The sequence below is a fragment of the Paenibacillus sp. D51F genome (assembly GCF_053345695.1).
This window is the reverse complement of the sequence record NZ_JBKFAO010000004.1, coordinates 148,381-162,259: the sequence shown is the minus strand read 5'-3', so window position 1 is coordinate 162,259 and position 13,879 is coordinate 148,381. Positions and strand designations below refer to the sequence as shown.

The 13,879-nt window shown below is 60.0% G+C and carries 12 protein-coding genes and 1 tRNA gene; 7 read left to right on the top strand and 6 right to left on the bottom strand.

The features are described from left to right. Positions 1-13: 13 nt before the first annotated feature. Entirely contained in the window at positions 14-1,456 is a 1,443-nt protein-coding gene (locus ACLBWT_RS09795; RefSeq protein WP_447662879.1) for an HD-GYP domain-containing protein, read from the top strand. A 115-nt stretch (positions 1,457-1,571) separates the two neighbouring features. After that, complete coding sequence (gene mgrA, locus ACLBWT_RS09790; protein ID WP_447662878.1) at positions 1,572-2,570, top strand: L-glyceraldehyde 3-phosphate reductase; 999 nt, start codon at positions 1,572-1,574, stop codon at positions 2,568-2,570. A 193-nt stretch (positions 2,571-2,763) separates the two neighbouring features. On the opposite strand, the gene ACLBWT_RS09785 is transcribed toward mgrA, so the two are convergent. Beyond that, positions 2,764-2,982, bottom strand: coding sequence for a hypothetical protein (locus tag ACLBWT_RS09785; protein WP_048746503.1), 219 nt, complete (start codon positions 2,980-2,982; stop codon positions 2,764-2,766). A gap of 217 nt (positions 2,983-3,199) precedes the next feature. Between ACLBWT_RS09785 and ACLBWT_RS09780 the strand changes: the two genes are divergently transcribed. Continuing rightward, positions 3,200-4,732, top strand: a complete 1,533-nt coding sequence (locus tag ACLBWT_RS09780; protein ID WP_447662877.1) for an ATP-binding protein — start codon at positions 3,200-3,202, stop codon at positions 4,730-4,732. Between the two features lie 168 nt (positions 4,733-4,900). Here ACLBWT_RS09780 and ACLBWT_RS09775 read toward each other — a convergent pair whose 3' ends face one another. Further along, positions 4,901-5,335, bottom strand: a complete 435-nt coding sequence (locus tag ACLBWT_RS09775) for a universal stress protein (protein ID WP_447662876.1) — start codon at positions 5,333-5,335, stop codon at positions 4,901-4,903. A 265-nt stretch (positions 5,336-5,600) separates the two neighbouring features. Between ACLBWT_RS09775 and ACLBWT_RS09770 the strand changes: the two genes are divergently transcribed. Continuing rightward, positions 5,601-5,676: transfer RNA gene (locus tag ACLBWT_RS09770), tRNA-Thr, on the top strand. Positions 5,677-5,776: 100 nt separating this feature from the next. Here ACLBWT_RS09770 and ACLBWT_RS09765 read toward each other — a convergent pair. The 3 genes from ACLBWT_RS09765 to ACLBWT_RS09755 form a co-directional block, all read right to left on the bottom strand. Further along, a complete protein-coding gene (locus ACLBWT_RS09765) occupies positions 5,777-6,037 on the bottom strand; it encodes a YkgJ family cysteine cluster protein (RefSeq protein WP_447662875.1) in 261 nt (86 codons plus the stop codon). Between the two features lie 348 nt (positions 6,038-6,385). Then, a complete protein-coding gene (locus tag ACLBWT_RS09760; RefSeq protein ID WP_447662874.1) occupies positions 6,386-8,137 on the bottom strand; it encodes a hypothetical protein in 1,752 nt (583 codons plus the stop codon). A gap of 24 nt (positions 8,138-8,161) precedes the next feature. After that, a complete protein-coding gene (locus ACLBWT_RS09755; protein ID WP_447662873.1) occupies positions 8,162-9,457 on the bottom strand; it encodes an AAA family ATPase in 1,296 nt (431 codons plus the stop codon). A 213-nt stretch (positions 9,458-9,670) separates the two neighbouring features. On the opposite strand from ACLBWT_RS09755, the gene ACLBWT_RS09750 reads away from it, so the two are divergent. Continuing rightward, entirely contained in the window at positions 9,671-10,174 is a 504-nt protein-coding gene (locus ACLBWT_RS09750; protein WP_447662872.1) for a metallophosphoesterase family protein, read from the top strand. Positions 10,175-10,262: 88 nt separating this feature from the next. Beyond that, positions 10,263-11,069 carry a hypothetical protein gene (locus tag ACLBWT_RS09745; protein ID WP_447662871.1) on the top strand — a complete coding sequence of 269 codons (807 nt, stop codon included), beginning with the start codon at positions 10,263-10,265 and terminating at the stop codon, positions 11,067-11,069. A 71-nt stretch (positions 11,070-11,140) separates the two neighbouring features. Here the strand turns inward: ACLBWT_RS09745 and ACLBWT_RS09740 are convergent, their stop codons facing one another. After that, positions 11,141-11,806, bottom strand: a complete 666-nt coding sequence (locus ACLBWT_RS09740) for an NUDIX hydrolase (RefSeq protein ID WP_447662870.1) — start codon at positions 11,804-11,806, stop codon at positions 11,141-11,143. A 162-nt stretch (positions 11,807-11,968) separates the two neighbouring features. Here ACLBWT_RS09740 and ACLBWT_RS09735 point away from each other — a divergent pair, with 162 nt between their 5' ends. Further along, positions 11,969-13,753: an ATP-binding protein gene (locus tag ACLBWT_RS09735; protein WP_447662869.1), complete on the top strand. Its 1,785-nt coding sequence runs from the start codon at positions 11,969-11,971 to the stop codon at positions 13,751-13,753. Positions 13,754-13,879: the final 126 nt, after the last annotated feature.

Genomic DNA, 13,879 nt, shown 5'->3' with positions numbered 1-13,879 from the left:
GATCTTCAGTCCCATGCGCGCTCCTCACCGGAAGCTGCTTACGGCTGCTGTATTCATACTGCTGCCCCTGATTCTGTTCCAAGCCTTGAGATGGTCCGGGACTCTGGACATCTATTGGCATTCCCCAGTCGGACATTTTTATATCGTGACGATCGTCTCCGTCTTTTCCTTGCTGCTTGCGGGGGCGATGGGCTATACCGGGATGAAGCTGCGCAACATCGGCGTCTCGTTCCTGGCGCTGGCCTACATCTCCATGACGGCGCTGATCATGCTGCACGGGCTCGCCACGCCGGGATTCATCATGGAGCACAACTCCGTCCAGGGCATTTCCTCGGAGCTGGGCATCCTCATCGCATCCGTATGGCTGGCGCTGTCCGGCGTGACCGCGGCTCGTCCGCTCGTCCTGTTCCTGGGGCGTTTCCACCGGTGGCTCGTCCCTGCATGGACAGGCATTCTGGTGCTTTGTTTCTTCTATGCAATGAACCATCCCCATATTCTCGCGGGGTGGTCGGAGAGGGAATCGACGAGAACGGTATCGACGGCGATCGTGCTTATCCTGCTCGCCAGCGCCGCCAGGAGTTATTGGAAAGGCTACAAGGCCGCCAGGATGCCGCTGCAGCTCTCCATCGTCTACAGCTGCGGCTGGCTCGGCGTGGGTCAGCTCATGATGGTTCTTGGCGAGCCGTGGCGTCTCAGCTGGTGGATGTACCATGTGCTGCTGCTGCTGTCCTTGCTGGCTGTGGCGGCGGGCATCCTGCTCCAATATGCCAGCTCCCATTCCTTGCTGGATTCCATGAGAGCCCTGTTCCGCTCGGATCCTAAGGAATGGCTGCAGAAATGCATTTCGCCAAGTGTCCAGGCACTGATCCAGGCGACGGAAGAGAAGGACGGCTACACGGCGGGCCATAACTATCGGGTTGCCCTGTATGCCCTGAAGCTGGCCGAGCGCATGGGGCTGGCTTCATCCGACCTCATGGCGATCGGCCAAGGCGGGATCATCCATGATGTGGGCAAGCTGCAGATTCCGCAGTCGATCCTGAACAAGCCCGATGTGCTTACCCAGGAGGAGCGGGCGGTCGTCGAGCTTCATCCCGTGCACGGCTACGAGCTGTGCCGCAAGCTCGGCTTCATGCGGGAAGAGCTTGCTGTCATCCGGTCCCACCATGAACGGTGGGACGGCACCGGCTACCCGGACCAGCTGCGGGAGAAGGAGATTCCGCTGTTGGCGCGCATTACGGCCGTCGCGGACGTGTACGACGCGCTTACCTCGTCCAGGTCCTACCGCAAGGCGATGACCCATGAGCAGGCGCTCGGGATCATCTCGGCTCAGCGCAGCCGGCAATTCGATCCGGCTTGCGTCGATGCCTGGCTGAGCCTGGCGGAGGAAGAACCCGGATTTTTCGCGGAAACGGCTACCGACATGCATATCGTCCTGCCGCGGACGCTGACCGTCTGAGCCGGTCCAGGATCGGCCAAGCCATCTTTCTGAGGTATAATGAGCAGCATAGCTGGACGCCGTATTCAACCTGATCAAGGACGGCGATTATAGAGGTTCAAGGAGGACAAAGGCGATGGGATATCAAGCTCATTCCGGGCGGTACGAATCGATGAAGTACAACCGCGTCGGACGCAGCGGGCTGAAGCTGCCGGCAATATCGCTCGGACTGTGGCATAACTTCGGAGGGAACGACCGCTACGAGAACGGCAGGGAAATGGCGCGCAGGGCATTCGACCTGGGCATCACCCATTTCGATCTGGCGAACAATTACGGGCCTCCGCCAGGTTCCGCGGAAGTGAACTTCGGCCGGATGCTGAAGGATGATCTGGCGCCTTACCGGGACGAACTCGTGATCTCGACCAAGGCGGGCTATTACATGTGGGAGGGGCCTTACGGCGAGTGGGGCTCGCGCAAATACATCCTCTCGAGCCTCGACCAGAGCCTGAAGCGGATGGGCCTGGAATACGTCGACATCTTCTATCACCACCGTCCGGACCCGGATACGCCGCTCGAAGAAACGATGTCAGCCCTGGACCATGCGGTCCGTTCCGGCAAGGCGCTCTACGCCGGCATCTCGAACTACAGCGCCGAGCAGGCCAGGGAAGCGGCGTACATCCTGAAGCAGCTCGGCACTCCGTGCCTGATCCATCAGCCGTCCTACTCCATGTTCAACCGCTGGATCGAGGACGGGCTTCAGGATGTGCTGGAGGAAGAGGGCATCGGCTCGATCGTCTTTTCCCCGCTTGCGGGCGGCATGCTGTCCGACCGTTATCTGCAGGGCATACCCGCGGATTCCCGGGCCGGCGGACCAAGCGTATTCTTGAGCGGCAGCCAGATTACCGAGGGCCGGCTGGCACAGATCCGCGAGCTGGACGCTCTTGCCCAGGAGCGCGGCCAGTCGCTGGCAGCGATGGCGCTTGCCTGGACGCTGCGCGGCGGGCGGGTCACCTCCGCTCTCATCGGCGCAAGCCGGGTATCGCAGATCGAGGACAATGTCCGCGCGCTCGACAACCTGGAATTCAGCGGAGAAGAGCTGGAGAAGATCGAGAGCATTTTGCGCCGCGAGGCTTAAGCCGCGGATCGGACCCGGCCTGTCCGGACAATCACGAATGAACGCCAAGCAGGCGCAAGGGAGACCGACTCCCTTGCGCCTGCTTGTGCTGGTACCGAATTCGTTGAGAGGCCGGACGAAGTCCACGACTTCTGCCGGAGCAGGGAGGACTCGCCTGGAGGACTGCCCGAACCAAGCTGCCGGGGGGCAGAGCCTAGCCTACTTCCAGATAGAGCTTCGTTCCGTCATGATATTGGAAGATCGCCACGTCGCGCGACATCTCGACAGAGGCGATCTCTTTCCATCGTTTGCGAAAATCGAAGTTGAGCTCAAGCTCCCTCAGCTTGCCCGGGAGCGCCTTCAGCGCTTCCTCCTGTCCCGGGGGGTAGTAGACGGGGACAGAACGGTTTTTGAACGTGATCGGCTGCATCATATCGGACAGCACCCCCTTGTGAAATTTATCTTTCCTTGCCTTATTTTACATTAAACGCATTAAAGGAATATGAACGAAATAGGAACATTATTCAACAAGTTTCGTTTCGGCGCCTGCTATTCGCGTGAAGTCAGGAGGGAAATGACAGTCGATGGATGATGAAGGCTGCGAAATTGATGTAGAATGAAGGCATAAAATGAAACTGACGGAGGCTGGCATGGCACTATCCAAAGTTTTCTTCATGAACATCAGCCTGCTTATCACGATCGCCTATTTGTTCAATCTCGGCTATAAAACCGCCTTCCAATGGCTGCGGCCCGGCATACAGGAGGCGCTGGCCTCCTTCATCTTTATCGCATCCGGCTGGCTGACGATGGTTTTCGGCCTTCGGGTGAACGACCATATTCTGTTCGATCTCCGTTATGTGCCGCTGATCATGGCAGTCCTGATTCTCAGCAAGCCTTGGCAGATCATCGCCATCGGGGTCGGGATCGGCATGGGCAGGCTTTTTTTCGGCATCAATGCGGCCTCTCTCGCCGGAATGGGCAACATGTTCATCCTGGGCGCCGCCGGAGCGCTGCTCGCCTTCTTCCTCGGCAGGAGCCGCTGGAAATTTTTCCGGAAGGCTGTTGTGGTCATACTCGCCATCAACATGCTCAACTGCATAAATATCTCCTGGCTCGGCGTACTTCCATTGTCCGTGTATTGGAGCGAATACGCGCCGCTGACGCTGCTGCTCTCGCTTCTTCTCAGCGCCTTCTTCGTGTACATGATCCGTGACTTCAGCCTCGATCAGCAGCGGATGGTCGATCTCAAGAATATGAACCTGATCTTGCGCAGGCAGACCAAGGAGATGAGGGAAGCCAAGCGGGATCTGGAGGAGAAGGCTCGCCAGCTGCTGCTCTCGTCGCGCTACAAGTCGGAATTTCTGGCCAACATGTCGCATGAGCTCAAAACGCCTCTGAACAGCATGCTGCTGATCTCGCAGCTGATCCAGGAGAGCGATGACGAGGCGTACGGCGAAGAGGACAAGCGTTATGCGGGCATCCTAAAAGCAGCGGGAGTGGATCTGCTGCATCTGATCGACGATATCCTCGATCTGTCGAAGGTCGAAGCCGGCAAGCTGCAGCTTACCCTGGAGAACGTTCCGGCCATCGAGCTGCTGCATTCCGTCCAGGCGCAGTTCCAGCCGGTCGCCGACCGAAAGGGACTTCCGTTCCGGATCGAGGTCGAGCCGGATTCCCCGCAGCTGCTCTTGACCGACGCTCTGCGCGTCAATCAGGTGCTCCGCAATCTGCTGACGAACGCGTTCAAGTTCACCGAGTCCGGGTTCGTGGAGCTCAAGGTGTCCGGAGAACGCAGAGCGCTGCTCCCGTCATTGGAGGAGAATCTGCTTGGAACCCGCGCGTCCGCACGCTTGCGGAGCAGGGAGAAGTCCAGACAGCCCGTGCCGGCTCCGCCCGACGTGGACTGGATCGTGTTCGCGGTCAAGGACACCGGCATCGGCATCGACAAGGAGAAGCAGAACCTCATCTTCGAGGCCTTCCAGCAGGAAGACGGCAGCATTACCCGCCAATACGGCGGAACCGGCCTCGGCTTGTCCATCAGCCTGCAGCTGTCCAAGCTGCTTGGGGGCATGCTCGAGCTGCAGAGCGGCAAGGGAGAAGGCAGCACGTTCATCTTCCGCATGCCTGCCGACAGCAGCTTCGCCGGGCCTGGAGAGGAAGGCGATATGCCGCAGCGGATATGAGCGAGAGCCCTTCGTCCCCGCAGACGAGGGGCTATTCTGCATCCTGAGCGGCATATGGGCAGCCATTGGCATGCAAAAGCGGAAAAGAACCGCCCGGCTCTTTTCCGCTTTTATCCGCATTTTTCCTTGGAAGAAGCTAGTAGGGAACACGTTTGCCTGGCCTTAGGCCTATTTGACGATGAGCACCGGCACTTTGGCATGCTGGGTCACGTAATGGCTGACGCTGCCCGTGAACAGCTCCTTGAAGCCGCCTTTGCCGTGGCTACCCACGACGATAAGATCGGAGCCGCGGTCCGCCGCCATCGACGTGATCGTCTTGCCGGGATCGCCTTCGGCGACCAGCACCTCGATCGGAGTATCCGTTACCGAGGAGATGATGGTGCGGGCTTCCGCAGCTACCGTCTCGGCCTCGAGCTTCATGGATTCCGTTGCCGCGGGCGGCGAGCCTGCGACCGTCTCGCCAACGACGATCGGCGTCAGATTATAGACATGGACGACTTCAATCAGCGCTTTGAAGGTAGAAGAAAGCTCGAGCGCCGATCTCAGGGCACGGACGGACTGCTCCGAGCCGTCGTATCCGACAATGATTTTGGAATAGGGCATGTTCGATGCGCCTCCGTTCTGTTATGCTCGCTTCCGGTCCGGATCCATTCCAGCATCCTTATGCAGCGCGAGTCTTACTTGTCGTTACATTACCCGTGGCTGGCAAAGCGGAAACGGCGGACATAAATTCGTCACATGTGCAGCCGCACAAACGCGTCGACAAATGCTTGACAATATTCGCGAAAATGCGTATTCTATAAAAGTCGCCGCTGACGAAAACTTGTTGTAAACAAGGACAAGCAGGTGTCTCGACAACCAATGATTTGCTGATGTAGCTCAGCTGGTAGAGCAACGCATTCGTAATGCGTAGGTCGGGGGTTCGAATCCCTTCATCAGCACCATTTTCAACTTTTCAGGATTCATTCCCTTCGCAAAAACGTTGTTTTCGACATCTGTCGGGAGCGGCGTTTTTTTATTTTTCATGACAAAAGCTCCCGATCGTCACGCGCCGGGAGCGGTCGCTTTTTCAAGCCATTCCAGATAGGCGAGGGCATCGTCGCGGGAATCGCCGCACATATCGGCGGCTGCATGAAGCTCGCCGCATACGGCAGGCCGCTCGGGCTTGCCGAACAGGGCGCAGCGCAGATCCGGCAGCAGCTGCACGCAGGGAACTCCTGCGGGCTTCCCGTGGGGCATGCCTGGAATCGGAGACGAGATCGAAGGGGCGATGCAGCAGGCGGCGCAGCCGCTTCGGCAGATCATAACCAGTCACCTCTTTGCATAGAATAGATTCAAATCACCCGGCAGACCGGACACGAAGTTTGTGAAAACGCTTCACGGGTTAAAAACAAGTCAACCAAGCTCCGTCTAAATGGCGGCCGCAAGGGCCATAATGAATCCATTACGGAAAACAGGGAGAGATGTCTCATGATTCGACGGGAAGGCCATTTGCTGACCGGATTGTTGAACGGACTGGCTCTGTCGCTGCCGTTTTGGGCGGCCTGCGCGGCATGGCTGGCGACCCGCTGAACGCTGTCAAGGCGACGGTCGGCAAGGGCTGCGAGAAAAAAGCAGAGGCTGCGCGAAAGGCGCGGCCTCTTTGTTTTGGGATCATAAGCGCAGTCTCCGCCGGCGGCTCTCCTGTTCTTCGCCCGCTGCAGCGAACACGTCGAGCAGGAGGCTCCCTGCTTCGGCATCGCGGGAATCCCAGGCCTGCGCGAAGCGGACCCGGTGAGAGACTCCCAGGATATCATATTCCGCGGCAAGATGCTGCCTTGCCGAGCCGACGATCAGCGTATGGAGGCGCACGCTCCTGCGTGCGGAGAGCCGTGCGAGGCGCTCCCGCAGCGGGGGAGTGATCTCTCCGACACCGTCGGTCAGCATGACGAAATCGGCGGCGGCAAACCCGCGGACATGCTCCACGATGTCGATGCCTCTCGCGAGGGGAGCGTCAAAGTTCGTACCGCCGCCATAAGCGAGGGAAGCCATGCCGTAGAAACGGTCCCAGTCGGGCCGCTGATGATAGAGGCGATGCTCGATGACCTCGCCCTTCGCGCCGAACAGCAGCAGCGTGAAGTCTCTGCGTTCCGCCAGCGCGAATGCGGCGAACGCGGCCGTGAACACCTGGACGAGACGGAGCTTGGATCCGCGCATCGAATGGGAAGTATCCATCATGCATATGACCGGGCCGCGCTGGGATTCCTCGGCCTCTCCTTCCGGAGAGTAGGCCAGCAGCTTGCGATCGAGCAGCTTCATCAGGAAATAGGGCTCGAAGTCGGGATCGGCAAGCAGGCTTGCTTCTCCCGGAAGCATGCGGGCGATGTCGCCGGCGAGCTCCAGTCCTCCGTAAGCTTCATGGACGCGCAGCGATGAGGCTTTCTTGCGCATGGCTTTCAGCGAGTGCACGCTGCGGCCGACATCCTCCAGAAAAGCGAGCAGATCCTTGCGGCTCTGCAGCTGCTCGACCCAGCGGCTGTACTCCTCGAACGTCTGGCGCCGCAGGCGGCCGAGCTCGCTTCCCCAGCGCCGGTTGGCCAGCCGCTGGCTCGCCTGCATGAGCCCGAAGATGTCGCCGCTGTCCTTGCTCTCCCGCTCCAGCGAGCCCCGCAGCGACTGCCCGAGCCAATCGCCGAGCTCATCCTCGATGCGCTGCATGGCTGCCGCCTCGCGGGCACTGACGCGGGATAGGCGTCGTTCCAGCTGCTGCAGCTCGGCTTCGGCCTTCGTCAGCTTGGCCCGCAGCTTGTCGCGGCGCAGGAAGTCGGTTCGCATCGCCTCTCGCAGCTCCTCGACCCGCTGCCGCAAGGCGCGGCGCTCCTCCAGATCCAGCGGGCGGCTGTCCTGCTCGCTCTGCTTGTCCTCTACCGTGCGCCGGCCCTGCTGCAGCCGGTAGCCGACGAGCTGCAGCTGCTCCAGCTGGCGCTCGCTGAGCCGCTCCTTCAGCTCCCCGGCAGCCTCGATGCCTCCGGGGCCCTTATCCTGCTCGCCGGCAGAAAGGATCGGCCTTTTCTCCCTTTCCCGCCGCTTCGCCTCCTCCTCGTAGGATTCCGTCAGCCATGACAGCGCCTTGAGCGCCGTCTTGAACGAAGCATTCACTTCGCCGATCGTCCGCGGATGGATGAGGCGGTAGAAATGCTGCCGCCGCAGGGAGGCCAGCATCCAGCGATGGAACGGATCGCCTCCGACGGGATGCTCGAATACGGGCTCCGCCAGGTAAAAGCTCATGAAGAAATCGGCGAACAGCTCCAGATCGAACCATGGTACTTGCCTTTCGGCTTCCTTCATCCATTCGCGGGCGGTCCGCGAGGAGCGGACGAACGCATCGAACTGATAGCGGTCTACCCTGGCGCTGCGAATCAGCATCCGCCTGCCTCCTTCCGGTTGACGTCAAAGGGTATAGTCATAAGAAACGCCGGGCATATCCTTGTCGAACAAAGTGCGGTACAGCCCCTGGAGCTGCTGGAGAACCTTCTCGCCTCCGATGCGCAGATGCGTGAAGCGGACAGCATATTCGTCGGCATGCAGGATGAACACCGATTGCGACTCGATCCATGCGGGCAGCTGCTTCTCCTTCTCCTGCCAGGCGACTAGACGTCCCTGCAAGGAACGGGCTGTTTCCTCGAGCTCGCTCCTCGCCTCGTCCGTCATCGAAGCGAGCCGTTCCGCTTGCGTGCGGCCAAGGGAAGACCCGACCTCCTTGCGGAATTGGAAGCCGCTCAGTTCTTCCTCGCGGGACAGCCATTTCTGGAGCGTGTCGCGGTAGGAGGCCAATGGCAGCTCCTTGTCCATTTCCTTGGCGAGCAGTTCCTGCCAGACGCCGGCAAAAATGCCCCGCAGCTCCTCGAGGTCCTCGGGGAAGTCCCAGAGCAGATGCGGAGTCAGCACCGTATCCCAGACGCTGACGGCATCGCGGCCATGGATTGCGGCGCTTATCTGCCAAGTGCGGCCGATCCGGCGCCAGCGGCGGTCCGACAGGATATATTCCTTTTCTTCCATCAAAGTCTTGAGCCGGAACAGCATGACGAGCACCGGCTCCGGCAGGGCGACACCGGAGGCGGCATCCTGGATGCGCTGGACATCGCCGGAATCGAGCAGGGCGGGAGGCGGCGTATCCGGTCCCTGGAACATCCGCTCGAAGCTGGCGATCTGCTGGAGATAGCGGGTTTCGTAGCGGAAGAGGAAGCGGTCGTAGAGGGCGGCGAGCCCTTCCTGCTCCTCCGGCAGCTCGTTGGACGCAGCTATGAGCGAGAGCAGAGGCACTTCCCTGGCTTCCGCTCCATTGTAGAAAATCCGCTCGTTCAGAATCGAGAGCAGCGAGTTCAGGATGGCGCTGCTCGCCTTGAAGATCTCATCGAGAAAGGCGAAGCGGGCCTCGGGCAGATAACCCTGCGTCTGGCGGACGTAGCGGTCCTGCTTGAGCTGCTGCAGGGAGACGGGGCCGAACAGCTCGTCGGGCGTCGTGAACCGGGTCAGCAGATAATCGAAGCTGCGGCTGCCGCCGAACAGGGCGGCAGCGCTCCGGGCGAGCTGGGACTTGGCGGAGCCTGGAGGCCCGACCAGCATCAGATGTTCGCCGCTCATCAGCGCCAGCAGGAGAACGCGGATCAGCTCCTCGCGTTCCTGGAAGCGGTTCTCCAGATGGGCGGCGGCTTCGCGAAGCTTATTGGGTATGTTATGGCTCATGGCGAATGCAGCCCTCTTGCCGAAGCAGCGGCGGGTCTGCTCGATCCCCCTTGTTCTTGTCGGATGCCGCGGTAGCGGTCTTCTTATTGTACCAGAGCGGCCCCGCCGAATACGAATCGCTGCCGGCGCGGAAACTGTTCCTGAAGCGTATCGGGACGGAATCTATTTGTGCTAAGCTTGAACCAAAGCTGCGAGAAGAAAGGGGATGGACTCATGCGGATTGGACTCGTGTCGGATACGCATCTTGGCGCTTCGGCATCCAAGCTGCCGGATGCGCTTGTGAAAGGGCTGCGGGGAGTGGATTACATCCTGCATGCCGGAGACTGGACGCATCCCCGCGTCGCCGGCCTGCTGGAAGACATCGCGCCGGTGGACGGAGTGGCGGGCAACAATGACGGTCCCGAGCTCGTACGCCGCTACGGCAGGCGCAAGCTGATCGAGCTCGCAGGCTGCCGGATCGGCATCGTGCACGGCGATCTGGGCCAAGGACGATGGACGGAGCAGAAGGCGCGGTCGAATTTTCCTGACGACGGGGTCGGCCTGATCCTGTTCGGCCACTCCCATGCCCCTTACAGCAAGCGGGAGGGAGACCTGCTGCTGTTCAACCCGGGATCTCCGGTCCAGAAGAGGCGCCAGCCCCGCTACTCTTACGGCATTCTGAACATTTCGGGCGGACGGATGCACGCGGAGCATCATTATTACGACGATCGGAGCTGACCGGAGCTGACGGGAGCGGAAGGCACTAGCCCGAGGGCGGCTGCATATCCTGTGGTAGCAACCTATGGACCAGGGAGGGCCTTCCACGATGATTATTCCCGATTTTCCAAGCGATCTGCTTGAAGAACACCGCCGGTGGCATCATGCCAACCATATCATGAACAACAACAATCCCCCGATTGGATGGGGAGACAAGTTCCTGAACTTCCACCGGCAATATATCCGCAAGGTGCTCGACTGGTACCGCGGCCAAGGGCTCGACATGTCGCTGGTGGCTCCGTGGAGCGAAGTTCCGCAAGGCATCCGCATGTCTTCCTGTTACGACGGGAACGGCGAGATGCGGGTCCGCTACCAGCCGCAATCCTTTGCGACGGCGGATGATCTGGGGCGCTTCATCGAGCATATCCACGCCTGCATCCACGATGCCGGCTCCGAGGTGCTGGGCGAGCCTATCCTGCGGGATCTGGACATTGCTCCCCGCTCGACCTACTTCTACCAGATTCACGGACTGATCGACAACTGGTACTCCAACTGGCAGCGGAGCCAGGGGGCGGGCGGATTCCCGGGCGGCCTATCGCCGCAGCCCGGCTTCATGCCCGGCATGCAAGGTATGGGAACAATGCCCGGAACGGGAACCATGCCCGGCATGCCTGACTTGAGCGGCTTCGGAGGCGGAGTACCCGGACCGGGAGCTCCGGGACCGATTCCCGGCCTGCTGAGCAGCGTCGTTCCGGCAGGCAATGTCCGCAAGAAAGCTTCCAGGCGCGGAGGAGCCCGCAAAGCAGGTACGGGATCCGCCCGAAAGGCTGCTCCAGGAGCAGCCCGCAAAGCCGCCAGGGCTGGCAAAACCGCCAAAGCCGCAAAATCCGCCAAAGCTGTCAAAGCTCTGCATTAAGGTGATGGCCCGGCGGCGCATTGTTCAAAAAGCCTTGCCGGCTCCCGATGGAGAAGGCAAGGCTCTTTGGTTCAAGGAAGCTCGCTGAGACGCCTGAACAGCGAGGAGTAGTAACCGGCCGGACGAGGAACGAAGTCCTCAGGGCGTATTTTCCGGGTGACCGGGACAAGCCCGGATTCGGATATGGCCTTATCCGCTCCCGCGCCTGCGATCTCCGGCCATTCGGCTCCCTGAACGGACAGCGCATCCAGCCTGCCTTCGAACAAGCCGATAAGTCCCTCGGCCGGAGCCTCGTAGATCCCGGCTACCTCCTCGTGCTGAAGCCGGTGCTCTAATAGGGGGAGGGCGCAGCGAAGGGCGAACTCCTCCGATCGTTCGTGATCTACGAAAGGAACGCCTCCCGCTATCCCCTCCGACCTTTCGACCGAGTAGCCGAGCGGCAGCAGATCCTCATAGGCAGCGGAGATTCCAAGCTCTTCCTCCAGCTCGCGGACGGCATCGCGGATATCTTCCCCAGCGGACAAATGGCCGGCGGCCGTAATATCGTACAAGCCGGGATAGGTGTCCTTGCTTTCCTGCCGCTTCTGAAAGCGGATGAGGGTGCCGTCGCCGGAGCCTCGGACGAGCCAGCAATGGAAGGAGCGGTGGCGCAGGCCGAGCCGGTGCGTTTCGGCGCGGGTGGCCGTTCCGATGCGGGTCCAGCTGTCATCGTAAATATCGAACATTTCTTTTTTCATCGGTTGATTCCTTTCATCTACTGCTGCGGTGAACAGATAGAACGGCATTGTCAGAAAGACGATTCCTCATTCCAAAAGGATTTTTCGCGGGTACGTCGAATTTCAAGGAAAAATCCATTTTTTTGCAGCCCATTTCTTATACAGAACGGGATGATCTCGACGATGCAGCCTGACCATGCCTTCTACATTCCCTTAGCTTATACGATCATCGTCTTCTCCGCCTATACGATGTTCAGCATGGTTGGTAATTTGAACAGCCGCCGTCCGTTCCGCCATTACTGGTTTCTCGGATCTTCAGCCGTATTCGCCCTCGGCGCATGGTCCATGCATTTCGTCGCCATGCTGGCTTCCCATTACCTGGTATCGATTACGGCGGAATCCTTCCTGGCATTGTTCCTGCTGGGAGGAGCGGCTTATTCCGCCTTTCTGCTGCTTGGAGACGGGGAGACGAGCAAGCTTCGACTGGGCGCTTCTTCCCTGATCATCACCTCTTCTGTCGCTTTCATGCACTATATGAGCGTCTTGATGCATCGTGTCCGGCTTCTCGACTTGAGTCCATCGCTGCTGGCCGCGGGTTTGGCCGTCTTGCTGGCCGGCACCTACACTTCCTTGCAGGCCTACATGAAACATGGGGGAAAACGCCGTTTACCGGCCAGCTTCATCTTCGGAACAGGGGCGATCGCCTTCCATCTGCTCGCCCTGGAGTCCCTCTCCTACGGCCGCGGCTCGTCGGAGCAGCCGACCTTCCGGATTGACCAGTACCTGATGTTCATGGGGCTGCTGCTTGCCCTTGCTACCGTCATCATCTTCAGCTTCAGCATCGTCGCCTGGGTTGCAGACCGCCGCTACGGACTGATCAATGAGCGCTACAAGCTGCTTGTGGAGAATTCCATCGATATGATTGCCGTCATCAGCGGAGGCAAGTGGGAATTCGTGAACTGTTCCGGACTGAGGATGTTCGAAGCTTCGGATGAATCCGATATGGTCGGCAAGTCGGTCTACCGGTTCCTGTGTCCGGACTCCCACGAGCGTCTGCGCAGCCATCTGGCCCGCCACCCGCGCGGAGGCAAGCCTTCAGGCAGGCCGTCCCCCCAAGCTCCTGCGGTCGCGATCGAGCTGGACTGGCTCACATTGGGCGGGAGGCCGATCAGCACGGAGCTGATCCATTCGGAATCGACCTTCTCCGGCCAGCAGGTGGCGATCGTCATCATCCGCGACATATCCGAGCGCAAGAAAAACGAAGAGCTTCTGATCAACTCCGAGAAACTCTATGTGGCCGGTCAGCTCGCAGCCGGAATCGCGCACGAGATCCGCAATCCGCTCACCTCGCTGAAAGGATTTCTCCAGCTGATCGCAAGCGGCCGCACGTCCGGCAGCCCCTACTTCGACATCATGAAATCCGAGCTCAACCGTATCGAGAACATCGTCAGCGAGCTGCTGATGCTGTCCAAACCGCAGGTATATGAGATGGATTATACCGACGTGCGCGAAATCATGCTCGACACCGTGCTGCTTCTGGAGTCTCAGGCTTCCCTGTACGGCATCGAGATCGGGGCCGATTACGGATCCGAGCCGCTCTGGATATACGGCGTCGAGCCCCAGGTGAAGCAAGTGTTCATCAACGTGCTCAAAAATGCGATCGAGGTCATGGCCGAAGGAGGCAAGATCATCATCGCCACCGAGCTCTGCGAGGAAGACGTGCTCGTCACCGTCAAGGACGAGGGACCCGGCATCGACGAGGAGCAGCTGTCCAAGATGGGCCAGCCTTTTTATACGACCAAGGATAAAGGAACGGGGCTTGGCCTGATGGTGTCCTACAAGATCGTGGACAACCACAAGGGAAGGATCCGGGTGACGAGCGAGCTGGGAGAAGGGACTTCGTTCCAGATCTATCTGCCCTACTGCGCGGTTGCGAGAAGAAGCTCGCTGGGCAGCCTGGGCTCGTGACAGCGGAAGCGGAGCAGCGAGGAGCAAGACCTGCAGATAGGAGCGCGAATCGGGATTCATGCCCGGTCGGCGCTTCTTTTTTGATCCAAGGAACGTCGGTCTGGTTTCAAAAAGAAAGGTATGCCG

Excerpts from the sequence above, each read along its gene's own strand:
- ACLBWT_RS09795 (WP_447662879.1), top strand. The coding sequence starts at position 14 with ATGCGCGCTCCTCACCGGAAGCTGCTTACGGCTGCTGTATTCATACTG.
- mgrA (WP_447662878.1), top strand. The coding sequence starts at position 1,572 with ATGGGATATCAAGCTCATTCCGGGCGGTACGAATCGATGAAGTACAAC.
- ACLBWT_RS09785 (WP_048746503.1), bottom strand. The coding sequence starts at position 2,982 with ATGATGCAGCCGATCACGTTCAAAAACCGTTCTGTCCCCGTCTACTAC.
- ACLBWT_RS09780 (WP_447662877.1), top strand. The coding sequence starts at position 3,200 with ATGGCACTATCCAAAGTTTTCTTCATGAACATCAGCCTGCTTATCACG.
- ACLBWT_RS09775 (WP_447662876.1), bottom strand. The coding sequence starts at position 5,335 with ATGCCCTATTCCAAAATCATTGTCGGATACGACGGCTCGGAGCAGTCC.
- ACLBWT_RS09765 (WP_447662875.1), bottom strand. The coding sequence starts at position 6,037 with ATGATCTGCCGAAGCGGCTGCGCCGCCTGCTGCATCGCCCCTTCGATC.
- ACLBWT_RS09760 (WP_447662874.1), bottom strand. The coding sequence starts at position 8,137 with ATGCTGATTCGCAGCGCCAGGGTAGACCGCTATCAGTTCGATGCGTTC.
- ACLBWT_RS09755 (WP_447662873.1), bottom strand. The coding sequence starts at position 9,457 with ATGAGCCATAACATACCCAATAAGCTTCGCGAAGCCGCCGCCCATCTG.
- ACLBWT_RS09750 (WP_447662872.1), top strand. The coding sequence starts at position 9,671 with ATGCGGATTGGACTCGTGTCGGATACGCATCTTGGCGCTTCGGCATCC.
- ACLBWT_RS09745 (WP_447662871.1), top strand. The coding sequence starts at position 10,263 with ATGATTATTCCCGATTTTCCAAGCGATCTGCTTGAAGAACACCGCCGG.
- ACLBWT_RS09740 (WP_447662870.1), bottom strand. The coding sequence starts at position 11,806 with ATGAAAAAAGAAATGTTCGATATTTACGATGACAGCTGGACCCGCATC.
- ACLBWT_RS09735 (WP_447662869.1), top strand. The coding sequence starts at position 11,969 with ATGCAGCCTGACCATGCCTTCTACATTCCCTTAGCTTATACGATCATC.